We start from the raw sequence: 19,393 nt of genomic DNA on the forward strand, positions 1-19,393 counted from the left end.
AGACATGACCCTCGCTGTTCCGCACAGTCAATCAGCTATCTGTTTTTTGATGACTATATGATCACGACGATGTTGATCGCCTACGGGCTTAAGGAGCCGGACCGGGCATCAGACCGCTGGTTAATAGCCTAAACGAGACGGAGTAGTCAACGCTTCGAGGGCCTGTTGAAAGAAATCAGAGGCGGCCAAACCAAAACGCTGCGTGGATGTTTACCAAGTTGAACCAAGAATATACATAAATCAGGCTATGCTCGTCAAGTTCTTTGCTTCAGGGCGTATCAGCCGACTTTCCATGCCGATACGCCCGAAGACAGACGACCCTACTTGACCGAGCGGATCAGCATGATGACCGCCGCGCCGATCAGCACCATGACGATGGCCACGGGGAAGATGAACACATACCCGGCACGGATCACCAGGACCGAGACCAGTACTGGGGCGATGACCTGTCCTAGGGTATTGGCCAGGTTCAGGATGCCCAGATCCTTACCAGCTTCGTTCTTGTTCGGCAGCACATCAACATTCAGGGCCTGGTCCACCGAGGTATAGATGCCATTGCCCAAGCCAGCGATGCCCGCGTAGCACATCATGCCCACTGCCGTCGGGAACACCCACGGAAGTGCAATGCCCAGGGCCAGGATGCAGGAGCTGACCGCCACGATGGCCTTGCGACGGCGAAGCTTGTCCGATATGGGACCAGAGATTATCGAAGCAAGGAAAGTGACCACCATCGAAATGACGGACATCGTAGAAATTGTACTGGCCGACTCCGCCACTGAAAGCCCGCAATACTTTTGCAGAATGTAAAGCTGATAAGTAGCGACCATCGACGAACCTATCATCATAAAGAGCCTGCCACCGAGAGCCAGGTAGAAGTCACGACTCCCCTTGGTCGGCGGAGTGAAGGAGACCCGCAGCCGGTGCCAAAGCCCTTGCTTCTGGTTACCCTTTCCATTACGCGCAGCCGTTGCTGCGGCACTTTCAACAGCGGAATGCTCACGCGGCCAAATGATGACGGTGAGAATGCCGGTGACCGCAAACAGGCAGATACCGAGGATGAAGCCCACCTGCATGTGACCAATGAATCGGGCTCCTATCAGGGTGCCTAGGGACTGCCCTACGATGCTACCGCCTCCATAGAAGGCAGAGAAAGTGCCGCGAGTGGACTCGGGTATCCGGTCCGAGAGCACCGCAACAGCCGGCGCAATCATCATGTTGACGCCCACCTGCACCAGGCACCAGCCGGCCACGATGGTAGGAATAGTCACTGCCTGTGCCGTGTAGAGATAGCCCAGCGCAGTGACAATTCCGCCGGCCACAACCCAGGGTGTGCGCTTGCCCAGCCGCGAGTGCGACATATCAGACAGGGCGCCGAATATCACATTGGACACCAAAGCGAATACGCATCCGACTGAATTCATCGTGCCCAGTATGGCCTCGGGAACGCCGATGCCAAGATCCGTGAACCGCTGCGGCAGGAGGACCTGGGAGCCGGAGGTGCCGGCGGTCATCCACAGTACTGAAAACAGGCAGAAGCCTACGCCGAAGCGGATTTTCTCTGCTCGTGTCAGAGGACGACCCGTATCCGGCGCCAATGCATCCGACGACGATGTCGCCTTCTGAACCTGCTCAACCGTATCAACCATTTCACATACTCCAATCCTTTACAGGGGAGCACCATGCTCCATCCGAGCTTCTTTGCTCTTCCGCAGACGTACAGCTGTGTTGTTGCTCCGCTTCTACGAGGATCAGCCACGACAGAATGCGTCATGCATAGCTTTCTGGGCCGACCAGTTCCAAACAGTCAGGACCTGGTCGGCCCAGCAGCAGTCAGCGTTCAACCACCAGATCGTAGGTTCCTGCAGGGTAATCCTTGCTGGATCGTTTGCCAGGGGCTGCAGGGGAACCAATCAGCACCCGCGCCACGGAACCGGCAGGGACGACCAGACGAAGCCTGACCCGGCCATCTTCTTCGAGCCGCCAGGACGATTCAGCCATGCCATGTGGCGTCAGATGGCGTGTCGAGGCTTTCGTCAACCCGCCACCGATTCGAGGATCGACCTCGAAAAGGCTCCACCCTGGTTCGAGAGCTCTTAAACCGCCGATTCGCTCGTGCATCCACTCGGCCACAGACCCCAGGGCATAGTGGTTGAAGGAGGTCATGCCGCCCGGGTTGATGGATCCGTCGGGCTGCATGGAATCCCAGCGCTCCCAAGTGGTCGTTGCTCCCATCTTCACTTGGTAGAGCCAGGAGGGGCACTCGGTCGACAGCAGCAGGGAGTATGCCTCGGCATCATGCCCGGTCTCGCTCAAAGCTGGCAGGACGAATGGAGTGCCGGCGAAACCAGTGGAGACCTTGCCGCCTGATTCGCGCACCAGTTCCGCCAGCCGTTGGCCGGCAGCCTGCTTGAGTCCAGGCTCGGCATCGAACAACCCGAAAGCAATCGAAATCGCATAGGCGCACTGAGTATCGGAGGTCATGCGCATGTCTGGGCCATCGCCGACCACAAACCGGTTCCGATAGCCGGTGACCATCCGCTCATGCAAGGAGCGGTAGTCGGCTGCCTCTGTCGGCTTCCCCAGAGCCTGGGCAATGCGGGAGGCATAGTCAACCGAACGGGCGAAGTAGGCAGTGGCCACCAGCTCCTTCTGTGTCATAGCCTGAGCAGGATCATCCGGCGGAGCGGTGGGATCCAGCCAGTCTCCAAGCTGACCCAGCACATAGTCCGGCCGACGATCCCAGACTCCGTCCGGCGATAGGTAAGCGCGCACTTCGTCTATCCATCCCCGCACCAGATCCCAGGATTCATCCAGAATATGCCGATCACCGCCCTCCATATAGAGGGTCCAAGGGACCGCTACGGCCGCATCTCCCCAGATAGCAATGGCTGACGGCTTGGCCCAGACGCCCAGCGGTACAAAGGGTACGAAGAACGGTATGGTTCCATGAGCCTCCTGCTCAATGCGCACATCCTTCAACCAAGAGGAGAGGAAAGCCTGCACATCGTACAGGTAAGCGGCCGTCGGCGCGAAAAGATCGATATCTCCGGTCCAGCCCATGCGCTCGTCCCGCTGAGGGCAGTCCGTGGGAATGGAGAGGAAATTGGAACGCATGGACCACAGGACGTTGTCGTGGAGCTTGTTCAGAAGCGGATTTGAGCTGTCGAACCAGCCGGTCCGCTCCATGGTGGAGTGGTAGACCCGGCAGTCGATGTCCTCGGCGGTCAGTTCTCCGGGCCAGCCCTCAATGCTGGCATAGCGGAAGGCATGCATGGCGAAGCGTGGCTCCCACCAAGCATCCTGACCATTCGAGATGTACTGGTCATGCTCCTGCCCCCGGCGCAGGGTCCGTGTAGCCAGGGTGCCGTCCTTCTCCAGCACCTCGGCATGGCGGATGGAGATCCGAGCCCCCTCTGCCAACCCATGCATGTGCAGGCGCATCCGCTGACTGCAGTTCTGACCGAAGTCGATCAGCCAGGAGGAGGACTTCCCCGAGCCTCCGGTACGGGTAATGGACACCGGCTGGTTCCGCCCTTGCATGCGTACGGCCTGGAGCTGTGGATTCTCAATCTTCGCCGGATCATAGGAAACCTCAGCCACTGGCCGCCATGCCGAGTCGTCGAAACCCGGACTTGACCAGCCAGGCTCCTCCAACCTGGCATCGTAGGTCTCCCCCTCATACAGGTCCGAGCACACGATCGGCCCCAGAGTGGTTTTCCAGGTGCGGTCCCAGGAGTTGGAGTAGATGTGAGTGATCGAGCCGTCCTCGCCCTCCACCTCCAGCTGGGCGAACATGCCTATCCTGTCGCCATAGAAGTTAGCCATGCCGCCGTCGAACCCCAATCGGCCACGATACCAGCCGTCGCCCAGCCAGAAGCCCATGGCATTAGCACCCTGCGACAACTGCTCTGTCACATCGTAGGTCCAGCACTCCAGACGGCGGCCATAAACAGTCCAGCCAGGCGTAAGCTCGTCTGATCCGACCCGAGCGCCGTTGATTTCAGCCTGGACCAGGCCCAGAGCAGACAGATAAAGCCTGGCGGACCTAGGCGCTGCAGGCAGCTCGAACTCCGCACGCACCAAGGGCAGATGACGATGGTCCGTTTCGGCCTCTGGCCAGGAGGGACCGACGAAGTCGGCGATGCGGTCCGTCACATCCAACCCGACATCAAAGTGGCGCTCCGGCGATGGCGCTCCAAGAGGCGCTCCGTCAGCATTGAGCATGGCAAGTGTCACAAGCGCCCGTTCCCGCGAACGCAGGGGCTCAAAAGGCCAATCCAGAAACATATTGTCGCCTGCGTCGACTTCGGCTTCCTGCTGTACAGGATCACTGCCCGGCATCCTCCTGGTTAGGTTGATCGCTACCTGTGTCCCTTGGGGCGGCTGTTCCGAGTATGTCCAGGAAAGCCTCGGCTTGTGGCTGCCGATTCCCAGCACGTCACCGTGGTAGTGCTCCACCTCAGGGGCGCTGATCACGATTGCCTGATCCGTATTCATATAACTTGACCTCCTTGTCTTGTATGCGAGCGTTACCGCTTGGACCGTTCCCGGCGTTCCTCATCAGTGCCATACCGCGCCTGAAGCCTGATCATGACGGTTCCGGCGATGGCCTCGATGATCACCACCACTGCGAAGCCCCACATGGTGGTTCGAATGGTCGAAGGAACGACCAAGGCAGGTGTAACCAGGGCGAACAGGCCACAGCACAGACGGGAGAATCCGTTGATGAAACCCTGGATGGAGGCACGGATCTCAATGGGGAAGGATTCCTGGGTCCAGACCTTGTAGAGGGCCTCGCCGGCCAAGGGGCTGCCAAGGTTCATAAAGGCGGTGGCTCCCACGATTACCCACAGGTTGGTGCCGCCAAGAGAGAGGGCGACCATGGCGATGAAAGTGATGATGATGCCTGCCACAAAGGCCTTGTTGCGGTATTTGCCCCCGGCGATTGAAGCGAAGACGATGTTGAGGATCAAGGTCACGAAGTTGAGGATGATGCCCATACCGGTGGCCAGGGTCTGGGAGGCATGGGCATTGACCAGCATGAATGTCTGAAACTGACCCCAGGTGTTGGCCAGCAGGTTCCAGCCCACATAGAAGATCAGGATTGCGGCGAAGAAGCTCAGATACATCTTCCTGTCCGCGCCCATCATCACCTTGATCACCGAAACCTTTGCTCCGGTCTCGGCACCGGGCTCGGCTGCATCACGGCGGTCAGCAGCCTCATGGAAGGCGCGGAAGGTTGGCGAGCATGTGCGCCAGAGCCAGGCGATCACTGCAAAAACAGCCAGAATCACGAAGACCACACGGCCACCTGCAGCCCCCTGCATCCTGGAAACCAGGAAAGCGCAGATGAAGGAGATGAACACGCCAACCTGCCAGTAGACCTGGGTGGTGGATACCAGACGGGCCGCCAGCGAATCATTGGGAGCATCATGAGAGACGACGGTCATCGACACCGGCAGATCCGCGCCTGAGGCCACGCCTGCAATGACCACTCCGACCAGAAGCATGGCATAGGAGCCGGAGAATACGACGATGGCGGCCCCCACCGCATAGAGCAGATTGATCCAGTTGAAAAAGCGGACCCTGCCCACAGCGTCAGCGATGCGACCTCCGAAGAGGGACCCGAAGGCGATGGCGAAGGTCAAGGCACCCGACAGGACTCCCACCTGGCCATTGCTCAGCCCGAAACCCTGCTGCCAGACCGTGATGGTCGATGAGAGGCCCACAATGATGCCTGATCCCAGCATGGACCCGATGCCGGCGGCAACAGCCAGGGAGCCATAGCCTCCCAGCCCCTTGTCCGCATTAGAAATGCTGTCTGCCATATTTTTCTCCTCTGTCATTGAGGCGAGCGCCGGGCGCGACCTTGTTTATCGAAGCCCGACACCGGTCATTTTTTATTTTTCATTCCATATTAAGGCGAGAGACTGCCTTGTCATGGATTAATACTAACTCGCTTTTTGAAAATTTCAATCCTTGTTTCCAAACAAGACTCGGTACTGCCGGAAGCTAAGCGTTAGGCTGGTTTTACGCGATAATCATGGTCAGCAGGAAGGAATCCGACACAATGTCGTCCGCACAAGACGCAGCCGTCCCGTCAGGCAGAGGCAAGGTGGGCGTTGCAGACATCGCCCAGAAAGCCGGAGTCTCGCTGGGTACTGTCTCTAATTATCTGAACTATCCTGACCGCGTCTCGCAGACTCTGAAAGAACGCATCAGCGCAGCAATAGACGAACTCGGCTATGTGCCCCGCCCAGCTCGTGGAGCCGCGGCCCTGACCGGGCAGTCCACCATCGGCATCATCATGACCGATATCGAGCATTCCCTGTTCACCTCCGTATTCGAAGGGGCTCAGGAAATCTGCGAGGACAAGGACATGCAGCTGATAGGCACTAATGCTTATTCCGATTCGAAACGCCAGACCAGCCTGCTCAAGCTCTTCTACTCACTGGGCGTCAAGGGGGTTATTCTCTGCAGCGTAGTGGACTGCACCGCTGACTTGGAGTGGGCGGCCTCGGTCAAGCTGCCCGTAGTGCTGGTCGATCATGTGGAGCCCAGCAGCAAAACCAAAAACTGCAGCGTCCTGGAGAACAACCTCGCCGTAGGGCAGATGGCGACCAGGCATTTGCTGGAAGCTGGATGCAAACACATCGCCTTCGTATCCCACTCCTTCGACTATCAGTCCATATACGACCGCTATACGGGGGTTCAGCGGGCCATGCGAAAGCAGTCCCAGGCCAAGTTGTCAATCATCGACTCACACGGAATCATGATAGAAGACGGCTATGAGGTCGGCTGCGAGATCAGCCAGCTCCCGCCTACGACAGTCCCTGACGGCATCATTGCCGGCACCGATGTGCTCGGGGTGGGAATCATCAATGCCCTGCAGGAGAAGCACAGATATCGCGTACCCGACGACATCAAAATCATCGGCACCGAAGGTGCCCGCACGGGCAACTATCCCAAGGTCCCCTTGTCAGTCGTCGCTGCGCCCGGCGTCGACATGGGCCGCAAGGCCGCAGCCCTTTTGATGGACGAGTTCAGCAACTCCCGGCATGTACACGGCTCTGTATTGATTGAACCGATTCTGGTGGAGCGGGATTCAAGCCGGGCGGCATAATCTCGAGGAAAAGACATTCACCATGTTATGATCCTGCTTCATCATGGCCGCCCGGCAATGCCTGCCCTTACGGTATGCCATTCACGGCTGCTTCCCCGAAGACACTTCAGAGAAGGAATCATTGGCCACATATCGTTGGTACTTGCTCCGGGGTCTATCGGGAAGCGTCATGGAGAGTGCATTTTCTACGAGCAGCGGCTCGATGTACCGCCTGCGGACGTAGTACTTGCCTAACCCCAGCGCATGCGCAACACTCTCGAGCGATTGGGGCTCCTTGCAGAAATCGAGAATCCTGTCTCGTATTCCAATGCTCTTCTTCGCAGGATCTGATACTGCGGTTCCGGACCAAGGAACGTTTGCTTCCGCCGCACCAGCACGCTCCGGCACAGAGTAGAAGCGCACAGTGAAGGAAGCCTGCCGATCCTGAAACTCTACAGGCTTATATCCACACTGTTTGGCCTCCTCGCGGATAGCCGGAATCCCTGAGTGCCGATTCTCGGCAATACCTTCAATCTCCAGCAGACTGACCAGGGTAGGGTTCCTGGTCTGACTGTTGGCAAAGCCCAAGTCGTTGATGCTCTGACCGCCATATACACCACCAGGATTCCAGCATTCAAGACGATCGGCAAAGAGCGTCAATCTGACCGGAGTTCCGTTGCAGTATGGGCCATAGTCACGATGCATCAATGCGTTGGTCAGGATTTCCCTGACTGCGGTTTCGGGATACTCAGGAATATCAATGCGCACCCCATCCCTGATCACCGTCCTGGTTCTGCTGTTACGCCGCACAAAGGCCATGGCATCCTCAAGCATGCGGTCAATGGTCCCTTCAAAGCGCCGATTGTCAAGGAACCGCTCTCCCCCAAGACCAGTTCCGGCCTTGGTTCCCGGCACAACCACGGCGGTAATGCAGAGGTTCGGATACACCTGCTGCGGGTATTCGCCAAGGGTCATCAAACCTGCAAGAGTAGGAGATCCACGACGGCAGACACCCGATAGCTCCAGGATCTCGTCCTCATTCCTTCTGGCTAGGAGCGGACGTTCCCGCTGTGCTCGACTCATGAAATCATGACGTTTTTCTGGGTTCAACATATCGGAATCGGCCTGAGGGTCTACCGATACATCGTCGCGCCGACCATCCTTGAAAGTCTCAATCTCATACAGCTGCGTAGGCGTCATGCGGGCATCGGCATCCCCGATCCGGGTGTAGCTGCCTGCGCTGATGCCTGCTGTCTTGCGGTAGACAGGCCTCTCGCCCATGGGTCTGCCGTTGATGTAAGCCGACACCACGGTCTTGCCGTCAATCAGGCTTTCGCTATAGACCGGTCTGACCTCGGGATACATCTCTTTGCCCTGTGCTGTTACCGCCTTTTCCAGCTCCTGCGCGTCGTGGACGCCAACAACCTCGAATCCAAGGCTTTCATCCAGCCCGAATACGATGATGCCGCCCTCGTTTTGGTTGGAAAACGACGACAGCGAGTCATACACCTTCGGAGTCCCCTGGCTGGCGGCTTTGACTTCTATCGATTGGCCTTCGCAACCCTTGCGCTGAATCGAACGCACAACCTCCTCCAGAGACAGATCGCTCTGTTCAGCGTCATCTGATTTTTGCATGCAGGCCCCTATAAATTGATAACCTCTGTTATCTTTATCATACAGATTTACTAAAGAATGGCAAACTTTAGTAATTGATTACTAAAATAATCGCTAAAAATTGATGTTTTTATAATTATCAATCCATGATTAACACTATTTCCAGATCTTTATCACTGTGCAATTTTTAGTCGGACACCGAGTTGGCCGTGGCCGATATTCACCCCGCCTCATTCACTGCACCGGCAAAGATACCGTGACTACTGCGCCATTGCCATCGGTTGCATTCCCCAGGGTCAGGCGGCCTCCTGCACTCTCGACAGTTGACCGGGCGGCAGCCAGGCCGATGCCATGGTGGCCGCCGGAGCCGTGCCGACTGCTGTCAGCCTGATAGAGCCATTCTGTGGCGTGGGCCAGAGCCCGGCTGCTGAATCCTGGACCCTGGTCACGCACAGTCACCACCAAATCGCGCCCGCCCGCCTGGCCATCCTCCAGCCTCCAGGTCAGCGCCACCAGGCCTTGGTCCGGAGAATAGTCAGCCGCGTTGGCGACGATATTCATGATCGCCCTGGCAAGGTCAGCATCATTACCGGAAACCTGTCCGGCATCGGAACCCAGGCGGTCTTCCCTCTTAAGCCGCAAACCCCGGGCATTCAGGTAGCCCTGGGCCTGGTTGTCGACCATATCCCTCAAGGCAACTGTCGTAACCCCGGATCGCTCTGAAGCGGCGCCTACGGAACCCTGGCTGATGGCCTGGGCATAGTCGGCCATCTCACGGATGGCATCCTCGATGGAGTCCAGGTAGGACTGCTGCTCCTGGCTGAGTCCGGTCTCCCCCAGCAGGTCGGCGTTGCCTCGCATGATGGTCAGCGGCGTCTTCAAGTCGTGAGCCAGGGCCGCCACCTGCCGACGCTGGGACTCCTGGGCCGTCCAGGTCTTTTCCAGCGATTCCCTCAACGTGACGCGCATCCTGTCGAAGGACCCCAGCACCCGGTTGATCTCCAGGACATTGCTGCTGGGCAGTGAGGCATCCAGGTCCTGCCGCCCTATATCGTCAGCCACCTGGTTGAAGACCTTGAGCTTGGACGATATGACATGGGCCGCCCGCAACCCGATCGACAAGAGGGTGAGCAGCAAAGCCATCCCGTAAGACGCAAGCAGAAGGTTCTGGGGATTGGTATAGCGGTCCCGGGTCTGCCTTGACGCCCACTGTGGCTGAATCCGATAGGCCAGGACGCATGGCCGCCCATTGGCTGTGGCATAGACGACGTAGGTCGCATCCGGCTTCGTGCGAGTGGCGAGGGGCCTTCCTGTCTTCTTTGTCTGCTCTTCCGATGGCTTAGATGCTCTGTGTTCCCAGTGGTCGGCCGCCAGCTGGTCGGCCTCGTTGGCCATGCCGCCCTTCATATCTCCCCCAGTGGGATGCCCCTGATCGTCATAAGTCCGGTACCAATAAGCGGCGGGAATCACGGATTCGTCAACAGTAGTCGAACGGCTGATAGATTGCCCCACCTTCTCCAGATGCTGCTCGCCATAGTTGGCCCAGAAGAAGTCACCCCTAGCCCCCAGGTTTATCCAGACCATATAAATGCCGGCGAAGAGCACAGCCAGAATCAGCAGCACATAGAGAAAGTACCTGATGATCAGCAGAACGATGGGCATTCCCTTGCGGCTTGGCCGGCCCTTGCCTTTGACGCTCGGTTCCATCGGTGATTCGGGCACGCCGTCGGTCAGGCCACCCATTGGTAGCCCACCGACCAGATGGTCCTGATGGGGTCCACCCCCAAGGCTTTGAGCTTGCGCCGGGCATTGCTCAGATGCACCCTGACCGCAGCCGTGGCATCGCTGTCTGTATCATTGGCGGCCGGGTCATCCTCTGCGGCCAGGCAGGCCTCCCATATCTGCATGGGCGCGTAGGCCCGCCCTGGATGCTCTGCCAATAAAGCGCATATGCGGTATTCCGTATCCGTCAGATTGGCGCTGTGCCCATCCACCCTGATCTGCCGCGCCTGAAGGTCCATGTCCAAGGGTCCGAAATGCAGGAGGGGACGCCCGCGCCGACTGCCCTGGGAAAGCCTCGCCCTGACCTTGGCTCGAAGTTCGGCAATGCCGAAAGGCTTGCGTATATAGTCGTCGGCACCCAGGCCATAGGCCAGGACCGCACTGTCCTCGTCGGTCTTGGCCGTCAGGAAGATAATCGGACAGGACACCCGTTCCCTGATGGCAGCCAGGAGGGCAAAGCCGTCCATGTGGGGCATCATGACATCGCAGAGAATCAGGTCGACCGAGGACAGGTCCATGCTTACGACCTTCCGCGACTCGTTGACCACGGTCACGGCATAGCCGTCCTTGGACAGGGCCGCCATCAGCAGTGTGGTGATCCTTGGATCGTCGTCCACCATCAGGATGGAGGCCCGATGCCGATCGTCCCCGGGGGAACCTCCGGCGTGCACATCAGCCACGATTGGCTCCTTTTCTGCGTTTTCTGCGCTTGCCGACTCGGCCCAGCCGCGTTTGAGAATGAACACCTTGCGGGCCAGGATTCCAGCAAGCCTGATTTCTAGGACAGATTCCTTACGGACCGGATGCCCTGTAATCCAGTCTAATCGCTGACCTTTCGCCGATCCTCGAACCTGCCGATCCAGAGCAGGAGGGCCAGGCCCAGGGTCAGGGTGAGGACCAGACAGGGAACCAGATTATCCACAGCCGTCATGCCGATTGAGGCACGCAGGCCCTCCCCTCCCGGCATGGTCAAGGCCAGGGCCTGCTCGATTCCCAGGGAGCCGAACCTGGTAGGCCAGGTAAAGGGTATCCACCGGCTGATCCCGGGAGTGCTGGCGGCGCCGGACAGGGTACGGCTGTACAGGCCGTTGAAGAGGCCACCAAGGGAACTGATGGATACTCCGGTGCCCAGGACACCGATGGCGATGGTCGCATTCCGGCCGAAGCGTAGGGCCAGGGCGATGGAGAAAAGGTAGAGGCAGAGGGAACCAACGGCCATGCCCAAAGTAGCGAGCGCGACGGCCGAGATTGGTGCGCCCAGTCCGCCAGCCAGAACCATGGGCAGGCAGAAGGCCAGAGCCGCCAGGGCCAGTGCCAGCAGACCCAGAAGCCAGAGCACCAGGACCTTGGCCGCCAGACCCAGACGGCGGCTGGGAATCCCCAGAAGGTTGGCCATGTCGCCGGCCTCACGCTCGGTTTCGATGTTTATGGCAACAACGATGGCGGCCATCAGGGGCATGAAGGCGCCCAGGACCTGAAAGAAGGCATCGGTCTCCAACCCGGGATCATAGGGGGCTGCGGCGAAGTAGGCACCGCAGACGAGTCCTGCCGCCAACCCGCAGACGACATGGATGGCGATAAGCACAGATCCGTGCAATCTCACGACTTCCGAGGCCACGACCCGGCCGACTGTCATCCCAGCCATGTCAGTTGGTCTCCTTCCGCGAGAACCAGATGCCCGTCAGGACGGACAGGAGCAGGAACCAGACCAGACAGGCCACCAAGGCCGTCAAGCTCTGCCCGCCGAAGACAGACAAGGCGGCCTTGATCGGACTGTTGCTTTCGGTCTCCAAGGGCACGCCATCAGGCATGACCTTCATGAAGGGCACCGGCAGGTTGATCATGGCGGCGGGCGGCAGGAAGGGCCATAGCCGTTGGTCTCCCCAGAAGATGATTGAGACCAGCAGGTCCACCATGTAAGGCAGGCCGAACCCGATCAGAACGCCGAACCGGGCGGTCAGGGCAAGTCCCGCCGGTATCATCCAGGAGCAGGCCAGGACCAGCATCAGGGCGCTGACTACAAAATCGACCAGGGAGGGGCCCTGAACCCCGGAAACGGCGACTATGAGTGCCGAAAGGCCCAGAGCCAGCAGGGTGGCGAGGCCGACCAGAAGCAGGCAGTAGACGATCTTGGCCCACCAGACCATAACGGGCACGGCAGGCAGGGACAGGGTCGTTCTCCACCGCTGCTTTCCGTCGATGTTGGCCACGGCGACGCTTATCAGGGCGGTCATGGCCGGAAGGAGCAGGACATACCAGTAGTTGACCCAGGAGGGCAACCAGGCGTGCAGTCCGAATGCGAAGCAAGCCACGATGACAATGAGCACCAGGGGGAAAGCCAGGGCCATCCGTCTGGGTGCTGCCGACCGGCCCTTCATGATCTCCGCTGCCAGGATCCTGCCGAAGGGGATGCCGTTGCCCCTAGTCCCGAGCCTTGCCTCGGCCCGGTTGTCTGAAGTAGTCGTATTCTGCTGGATGAGTTCGCTGGCATTCCTCTCGTTCATCGTGACCTCCTGAGCACGTCCATGAACAGCCCCTCCAGGTCCTCCCCGGCGTGCAGCTCATTCTCGTAGGCCAGGCGACCGTCGGCGATGATGCCGATGTGGTCCGCCAGGACCGACACCTCGGAGAGGATGTGGCTGGAGACGATCACGCTCATCCCCTGCTGCGGGAAGCTGCGTATCATCCCCCTCAGCTCCTCGATGCCCAACGGATCCAGCCCGTTGGTGGGCTCGTCCAGAATCAGCAGACGAGGGTTGGTCAGGATGGCATTGGCTATCCCCAGGCGCTGTTTCATGCCTAGTGAGAACTGTCCAGCCTTCTTGGAGCCCGTATCGCTAAGTCCGGCAATGGAGAGCGCCTGGTCGATCCGCTCATCGGGCAGGCCGAAGAGGGTTGTGCGCACCTTGAGGTTCTGGCGGGCCGTCAGATTGGGATAGACGGGCGGCTGCTCGATCAGGGCGCCGATGTCGTAGAGATCCCGGCGCGACCAAGGGTGCCCGTCCAGAATCATGGATCCGCCAGTAGGGTGCAGCATGCCTGTGACCATCTTCAGGGTGGTGGATTTGCCAGCCCCATTTGGACCCAGGAGCCCGTAGACTCCGCCCTCGGGGACATGCAGGGACACCTGGTCGACGGCCCGTTGTCCGTGGCCGAAGACCTTGGTCAGACCCTCGGTCCGCAATATGTAACGCATGGTCAGCTCCTATTCGTTTCCGTGTGGCAGGAGCCAGACTAAAGAGCGAAAATAAAGAAAGATAAAGAAGCGGGCAAAGTCCCCCCGCAATCCAAGGAAGGCGTCGTGAAGAGTGAAGGTCTGAGAGGCCTGGAACAGTCACAATTCTGAGTCTGTCGAACCTTAATATCCGACAGGATCCGTGTAGCAAGCCGGCAGAGCAAGAGGCCAGCAGAGCAAGGACTATGCTGGATGGTTTCGCCGAAGGTCATGAGATGTCGATCGGACCCAACCCTCGCTTTCTCCTCGTTTTTGCAGCGTGCCATTTAACACACGCAACCAAGGAAATCAACTCTTTTCTTCCCGCCGGGCCGATGCTACATCTGGTACCTGGCTCTGGTGCACCATGCCAATTCGACAGCACGATCAAAGGAACCACATGCACATTCGACCATTCCCTTCCCTCACTCGATTCAAGCGCACTATCGCAGTCATCCTGGTGCTGGCAAGCGCCCTGTTCTTCCTGGGTGCCTGCGGATCGGACTCGCAGGCAGGTCCGTCCAGCGAGTCAAAGGTCACGGAAGGGCAAGGCTCCTTCCCCGTCAAGATCGATCACGTCTACGGCACCACCTCCATACCCTCCAAGCCCAAGCGCATCGCCACTGTCGGATGGGCCACCCCCGACAACCTCATCGCCTTGGGGGTCGTGCCGGTCAGTATCCAGAAGAACGCCTTCGGCAAGACCGTGGATGGCGGATACCTGCCCTGGACCAAGGATGCCCTGGATGACATGCATGTGGACAAGGCGGATATGCCCAAGCTGCATGACGAATCAGACAGTATCGATGTCGAGGCCATCGCCGCATCCAAGCCCGATCTGATCATCGGCCTGCTCTCCGGCATGACCAAGAAGCAGTACGACACCTTGAGCAGGATCGCGCCCACCATCGCCTATCAGAAGGTGGCCTGGGGCGACCCCTGGCGCAGGGTCATCACCGCCACGGCCCAGGCCATCGGTGAACCAGAAAAGGGCAAGCAGCTGATAGCCGACCTGGAGGAGCGCATCGCAAAGGCCGCCGAGGCCCATTCAGCCATCAAGGGGAAGACCGGGGCGGTCATGTACTTCGACGCCTCCAAGCTCTCCAAGTTCAGCGTCTACACCACCTCCGACGCCCGGCCGCAATTCCTGAACGACCTGGGCCTGGAGACTCCGGAGTCCATCAAGGAGGACTCCAGGAGCACCGAGGACTTCTACAAGGAGATCTCCTCGGAGCACGCCGACAGGTACAAGGATGTCGACATCATCGTCACCTACGGCACCCCGGACCTGCTTGAAGCGATGCGCAAGGACCCCCTTCTCTCCAAGATTCCCGCAGTTGCGCGCGGATCCGTCGTGGTCATCGACAATGACAGCGAGATGGCCAATGCCCTCGACCCCTCGGCCCTGTCCATCCAGAAGACGACCGACACCTACGCCGGGCTTCTGGGCGAGGCTGCCTCCAAGGTCTGATCAGGCCGCAGGTGTGGGGATGAAAGAGGGAGAGGTGGCGCATATATGCGGTCGGGAGTGACTCCGGGCCCAGGCACCCGGCGAGCAACCATGCATCGCAACGGAAACAGACCCATGGTCTTGTCCGGGCTGATTCTGGCGGTCTGTCTGGTCATGGTCTGCGCCCTGTCCCTGGTTTTCGGCTCCCGTTCCGTCAGCCCTTCCGACATCCTCCACGCCCTGTCCGCCTCCTCGGATGACATCGCGGTCTCGGCCATCCGCCTGAGAATCCCCCGCACCGTCCTCGGCCTCCTGGTCGGTGCCGGGCTCGGGGTGGCCGGGACCCTGATGCAGGGCATATCACGCAATCCATTGGCGGACCCGTCGATCCTGGGGTTCAATACGGGGGCGGCCCTGGCGATCGTCTGCTCCATGGCCTTCTTCTCCCTATCAACACCGGTCCAGTACGTCTGGGTGGGACTGCTGGGCAGTGCAACAACCGCGCTGGTCGTCTGGGCCATAGGCTCCCTGGGCCCATCCGGCCCATCGCCCCTGAGGCTGACCCTGGCCGGTGTCGTGGTCAGCTCGGTACTGGAGTCCCTTACCTCCGCCATCCTCCTGCCGCGCGTCAATGTCATCAGCTCATATCGCTTCTGGCAGGTGGGTGGAATCTCGGGCGCCCGGTTCGACCTCATGATGCCGGTCCTGCCTCTTCTCGCCCTTGGCCTGATACTCGCCTTCTGCCTGACACCCGGAATCAACGCCTTGACCCTGGGTGACCAGATGGCCGAAGGACTGGGTATGCACGTCGGACGCGTCCGCAGCCTGGCCTGGCTTGCCGCGATACTCCTCTGCGCCTCCTGTACGGCGTTGGCGGGTCCGATCGGCTTCGTCGGATTGATGGTCCCCCATGTGGCACGACTGCTCATAGGCCCCGACTACAGGCGAATCATGGCCCTGAGCATCCTTATCGGCCCCCTCCTGGTGGTCGGCGCCGATGTGGTTGGCAGGATAATCACCCGTCCATCCGATGTGGAGGTGGGCATCGTCACGGCACTGATCGGGGCTCCCGTATTCGTGATTCTGGCCGGGCGCAGAAGAACCGCGGAGGTATAGGCATGGTCGCTTATTCCCTTCATGATTCGCATAGGCACGATACGATGACCGACCTGCAGCGGATACGACGGGCCCAAGCCATTCGTTCACTGGCAGTCACCATTCTGCTTGTGATACTTCTGTTCGGGCTCACACTGGCCGACCTGGTTCTGGGACACCGCGCCTACTCCATGAACGACCTGATTGGAACGGTTTGGGGGCAGGGCGACGAAGGTACCAGGTTCGTGATTCTCCAGCTGCGCATGCCCCGGACGCTGATCGGCTGTGTCGCCGGCCTGGCGTTCGGCATGGCCGGGATCGGCTTCCAGCACCTCCTGCGCAACATGATGGCCAGCCCGGACATCATCGGCATTACGGCCGGAGCCAACACGGCCGCCATCTTCGGCATTGTCGTATTGGGCCTTTCGGGTATGCCACTGGTCTGCCTGGCGGTCATGGGCGGTCTCCTGACAGCCCTCCTGGTCATGGCCCTGGCCTGGCGCGGTTCGTTTGACCCGACCCGGCTGATACTGATCGGCATCGGAGTGGCCGCAGGGTTCAACGCACTGGGCTCCTGGCTGATGATTCGCAGCGACCAGTGGGACATCCAGACTGCGACCAGATGGCTGACGGGCAGTCTGGCCGATGCCCAGTGGACCGATCTGCCGATACTTGCAACAGCAACCCTGCTCGGCGCCATGCTCCTGTTGGCACTCGACAGGAATGTCAGCACCCTGCAACTGGGGCAGGAGATGGCCGCCGGACTGGGCGTCAGAGTGAGCCGCGTCCAGTTCCAGGTGATTATCGTAGGTGTGCTGCTCCTGGCCGTCGCAACGGCGACCACCGGTCCCATCTCCTTCGTTTCCTTTCTCTCCGGCCCCATCGCCGCGGTCCTGGTAGGCCGGGGGGCATCAGCCCTTATCCAGTCGGGCCTGGTGGGTGGTTGCCTGGTTCTGGGGTCCGACATCGTCGCCCAGCATCTGCCCACAACCCAGGTACCGGTCGGCATCATCACCAGCATTGTGGGCGGGCCCGTTCTCATCGCGATCATGGTCCTCATGACCCGCAGACAGGAGCTCTGAACATCATGACATCACCCCCGACAGGCGACTCCTGGAGCATCGCGCATAGGCTGACCGCATCGCACCTCCGCCTCACCTATGGCGGGCGCACGGTCATCGAGGACCTGAGTCTGGATATACCCCCACACACGATGGGATCCATCATCGGACCCAACGGGTGCGGAAAATCAACCTTCCTCAAGGCCATGGCCAGGATACTGAAACCGGCCTCGGGTGCCGTCATGCTGGACGGAGAACCCATCACCAGCATGCCCACCCGCAAGGTGGCGACGATCCTGGGGCTGCTGCCGCAGAACCCGTCAGCCCCCGCCGGCATCGCCATCGCCGACCTGGTCGCTCGCGGCCGGTACCCCCACCACCACTTCGTCGAGCGGTGGACAACCAAGGATGAGAAGGCGGTGGAACGGGCCCTTGCCCTGACCGGACTGACCGATATGGCGGGGTGCCCAATCGACCGCCTGTCCGGAGGCCAACGCCAGCGCGCCTGGATTGCCCTGACCCTGGCCCAGCAGACCGACATACTCCTTCTTGACGAGCCGACCACTTACCTGGACATCGCCTACCAGCTTGAGGTCCTTGACCTGCTGAGCACCCTGAACAGGCAGGAGGGCGTCACGGTGGTCATGGTTCTCCACGACCTGAACATGGCCGCCAGATACTCGGATTGGATCCTGGCCATCAAGGATGGCAGGAGGGTCGCCCTGGGCGCCCCCGATGAGGTCATGACCGAGAACCTGGTCAGCGAGGTATTCGACATCGCATCCACCGTGGTGACCGATGGGCCCACCGGCGCCCCCTTGATGACCCCGGCACCCCTCCATAGTCTCGAAGCCCACTCTGGCGGGGATCGCAATGTACACGTACACTGGGATGACTCGACAGGACGACACCGAACAATCCGATGATGTAAAACCTCTCGTCCCGCCCTCCACATCGCTTACCCCGACGTCCTGAACCGCGAGGTCTCAAGCCACAAAGTCACAAACTGCCACAACCTGAACGACAACAACCCGACACCAAAATCGACCTATAAACCTCAACCGAAAGAGAGCCAGCCGTGGAACGCCAAGCCAACAATCATCCTGTACCCTTGATCCCCTTCCGTGTCTCCGTAGCCAGAGCGGAAACGCTCTCGCCCCATTTCAAGCGAATCGTCTTCCAGGGACCGGATCTGAAGATTTTTGCAGACGCCGGGTACGATGAGCGAATCAAAATCCTTTTACCCCTTCCCGAAGGATCCGTGCTGCCCCCTTCCTTCTTTGAGGCGACCCCTGAGGATCCGCTCGCCTGGTACCAAAAGTGGAGGACCCTGCCCGCAGAGAGTCGCAATCCCATGCGCACCTATACGGTTCGCAAGGTCAGGCCCGAGAGCGAGCAAATAGATGTGGACTTCGTCATCCACGATCATGCCGGACCTGCTGGAGCCTTTGCAGAGGCTGCAAAACCTGGCGACCAGGCCATCATCATCGGCCCCAATGCACAGGCCGGGGGGCCGGTCGCGGGGATGGATTTTCACCCGGGTCAGTCCAGACATCTTCTCCTGGTGGGCGATGAGACGGCGGTACCAGCCATCGCCGCCATAATGGACAGTCTGATCCGCGACCACTGGCAGGGTGACGGGGTGGCAGTGATCGAAGTCCCGGCCGAAGAGGATCGTCTTCCGCTGCCCGAACTCGAAGGAATCCGCGTCATCTGGACGACCTGCGACGAATCCGGTCATGGACATGCCCTTATCGAAGCCATGCGCAACCTCTTGGAGGACCTACCGATTCATTCGCCTACGGCCGTAGCCGATGAATCCTCCAAGGAATTCACAGAGGTCGATATCGACAAAGAGCTGCTCTGGGAGACTGCCGATGCCACCCAAGCCGATGCCTCCATTCGTGCCGACGACCTGTACGCCTGGATCGCCGGAGAGGCGGCCACTGTCCGCGAACTGAGGCGCATGCTGGTCAGAGACCGGGGAATGGACCGGCGTAACGTCTCTTTCATGGGATATTGGCGTCAGGGACGCAGCGAGATGTCCTGACCGGCTACGATGACGGGGTCGCTGT

The 19,393-nt window shown here is 59.8% G+C and carries 15 protein-coding genes; 6 read left to right on the forward strand and 9 right to left on the reverse strand.

The genetic code is table 11. From position 1 onward, the window contains the following. Positions 1-320: 320 nt before the first annotated feature. The 3 genes from JF70_RS07870 to JF70_RS07880 all read right to left on the reverse strand — a co-directional run bounded on the left by JF70_RS07870 (position 321) and on the right by JF70_RS07880 (position 5,828). Positions 321-1,646, reverse strand: coding sequence for an MFS transporter (locus JF70_RS07870; protein WP_045924972.1), 1,326 nt, complete (start codon positions 1,644-1,646; stop codon positions 321-323). Between the two features lie 184 nt (positions 1,647-1,830). Continuing rightward, a complete protein-coding gene (locus JF70_RS07875; protein ID WP_045935898.1) occupies positions 1,831-4,497 on the reverse strand; it encodes an alpha-L-rhamnosidase in 2,667 nt (888 codons plus the stop codon). Positions 4,498-4,529: 32 nt separating this feature from the next. Next, positions 4,530-5,828: an MFS transporter gene (locus tag JF70_RS07880; protein ID WP_045935899.1), complete on the reverse strand. Its 1,299-nt coding sequence runs from the start codon at positions 5,826-5,828 to the stop codon at positions 4,530-4,532. 242 nt (positions 5,829-6,070) lie between these two features. On the opposite strand from JF70_RS07880, the gene JF70_RS07885 reads away from it, so the two are divergent. Next, positions 6,071-7,123, forward strand: coding sequence for a LacI family DNA-binding transcriptional regulator (locus tag JF70_RS07885; RefSeq protein WP_045935900.1), 1,053 nt, complete (start codon positions 6,071-6,073; stop codon positions 7,121-7,123). 81 nt (positions 7,124-7,204) lie between these two features. Here the strand turns inward: JF70_RS07885 and JF70_RS08875 are convergent, their stop codons facing one another. From JF70_RS08875 to JF70_RS07915, 6 genes are all read right to left on the reverse strand, one after another. Continuing rightward, positions 7,205-8,737, reverse strand: a complete 1,533-nt coding sequence (locus JF70_RS08875) for an ATP-binding protein (RefSeq protein WP_082069465.1) — start codon at positions 8,735-8,737, stop codon at positions 7,205-7,207. A gap of 213 nt (positions 8,738-8,950) precedes the next feature. Next, the gene (locus tag JF70_RS07895; protein ID WP_231578895.1) at positions 8,951-10,438 is read right to left on the reverse strand and encodes a sensor histidine kinase; all 1,488 of its coding nucleotides are present in this window, start codon (positions 10,436-10,438) and stop codon (positions 8,951-8,953) included. A gap of 8 nt (positions 10,439-10,446) precedes the next feature. Next, positions 10,447-11,178: a response regulator transcription factor gene (locus tag JF70_RS07900; protein WP_052690807.1), complete on the reverse strand. Its 732-nt coding sequence runs from the start codon at positions 11,176-11,178 to the stop codon at positions 10,447-10,449. 140 nt (positions 11,179-11,318) lie between these two features. Continuing rightward, on the reverse strand, positions 11,319-12,143 hold the full coding sequence (locus JF70_RS07905) for an ABC transporter permease (RefSeq protein ID WP_045935901.1): 825 nt from the start codon (positions 12,141-12,143) through the stop codon (positions 11,319-11,321). 1 nt (position 12,144) lies between these two features. Beyond that, entirely contained in the window at positions 12,145-13,002 is an 858-nt protein-coding gene (locus JF70_RS07910) for a lantibiotic immunity ABC transporter MutE/EpiE family permease subunit (protein WP_052690808.1), read from the reverse strand. Then, the gene (locus JF70_RS07915; RefSeq protein ID WP_045935902.1) at positions 12,999-13,694 is read right to left on the reverse strand and encodes a lantibiotic protection ABC transporter ATP-binding protein; all 696 of its coding nucleotides are present in this window, start codon (positions 13,692-13,694) and stop codon (positions 12,999-13,001) included. Before JF70_RS07915 ends, JF70_RS07910 begins: the two co-directional genes overlap by 4 nt. A gap of 418 nt (positions 13,695-14,112) precedes the next feature. Between JF70_RS07915 and JF70_RS07920 the strand changes: the two genes are divergently transcribed. The 5 genes from JF70_RS07920 (at position 14,113) to JF70_RS07940 (ending at position 19,368) form a co-directional block, all read left to right on the forward strand. Continuing rightward, the gene (locus tag JF70_RS07920) at positions 14,113-15,183 is read left to right on the forward strand and encodes an iron-siderophore ABC transporter substrate-binding protein (protein ID WP_045935903.1); all 1,071 of its coding nucleotides are present in this window, start codon (positions 14,113-14,115) and stop codon (positions 15,181-15,183) included. A 114-nt stretch (positions 15,184-15,297) separates the two neighbouring features. Continuing rightward, positions 15,298-16,278: a FecCD family ABC transporter permease gene (locus JF70_RS07925; protein WP_231578898.1), complete on the forward strand. Its 981-nt coding sequence runs from the start codon at positions 15,298-15,300 to the stop codon at positions 16,276-16,278. A gap of 2 nt (positions 16,279-16,280) precedes the next feature. Continuing rightward, entirely contained in the window at positions 16,281-17,339 is a 1,059-nt protein-coding gene (locus JF70_RS07930; protein WP_045935905.1) for a FecCD family ABC transporter permease, read from the forward strand. Positions 17,340-17,344: 5 nt separating this feature from the next. Beyond that, complete coding sequence (locus tag JF70_RS07935) at positions 17,345-18,244, forward strand: ABC transporter ATP-binding protein (RefSeq protein WP_045935906.1); 900 nt, start codon at positions 17,345-17,347, stop codon at positions 18,242-18,244. A 152-nt stretch (positions 18,245-18,396) separates the two neighbouring features. Further along, on the forward strand, positions 18,397-19,368 hold the full coding sequence (locus JF70_RS07940; protein ID WP_052690811.1) for a siderophore-interacting protein: 972 nt from the start codon (positions 18,397-18,399) through the stop codon (positions 19,366-19,368). Positions 19,369-19,393 lie beyond the last annotated feature (25 nt).

Source organism: Bifidobacterium mellis, assembly GCF_000967265.1.
Lineage (GTDB): Bacteria > Actinomycetota > Actinomycetes > Actinomycetales > Bifidobacteriaceae > Bombiscardovia > Bombiscardovia mellis.

Coding starts and splice junctions, on each gene's coding strand:
- JF70_RS07870 (WP_045924972.1), bottom strand. CDS start 1,646: ATGGTTGATACGGTTGAGCAGGTTCAGAAGGCGACATCGTCGTCGGAT.
- JF70_RS07875 (WP_045935898.1), bottom strand. CDS start 4,497: ATGAATACGGATCAGGCAATCGTGATCAGCGCCCCTGAGGTGGAGCAC.
- JF70_RS07880 (WP_045935899.1), bottom strand. CDS start 5,828: ATGGCAGACAGCATTTCTAATGCGGACAAGGGGCTGGGAGGCTATGGC.
- JF70_RS07885 (WP_045935900.1), top strand. CDS start 6,071: ATGTCGTCCGCACAAGACGCAGCCGTCCCGTCAGGCAGAGGCAAGGTG.
- JF70_RS08875 (WP_082069465.1), bottom strand. CDS start 8,737: ATGCAAAAATCAGATGACGCTGAACAGAGCGATCTGTCTCTGGAGGAG.
- JF70_RS07905 (WP_045935901.1), bottom strand. CDS start 12,143: ATGGCTGGGATGACAGTCGGCCGGGTCGTGGCCTCGGAAGTCGTGAGA.
- JF70_RS07910 (WP_052690808.1), bottom strand. CDS start 13,002: ATGAACGAGAGGAATGCCAGCGAACTCATCCAGCAGAATACGACTACT.
- JF70_RS07915 (WP_045935902.1), bottom strand. CDS start 13,694: ATGCGTTACATATTGCGGACCGAGGGTCTGACCAAGGTCTTCGGCCAC.
- JF70_RS07920 (WP_045935903.1), top strand. CDS start 14,113: ATGCACATTCGACCATTCCCTTCCCTCACTCGATTCAAGCGCACTATC.
- JF70_RS07925 (WP_231578898.1), top strand. CDS start 15,298: ATGGTCTTGTCCGGGCTGATTCTGGCGGTCTGTCTGGTCATGGTCTGC.
- JF70_RS07930 (WP_045935905.1), top strand. CDS start 16,281: ATGGTCGCTTATTCCCTTCATGATTCGCATAGGCACGATACGATGACC.
- JF70_RS07935 (WP_045935906.1), top strand. CDS start 17,345: ATGACATCACCCCCGACAGGCGACTCCTGGAGCATCGCGCATAGGCTG.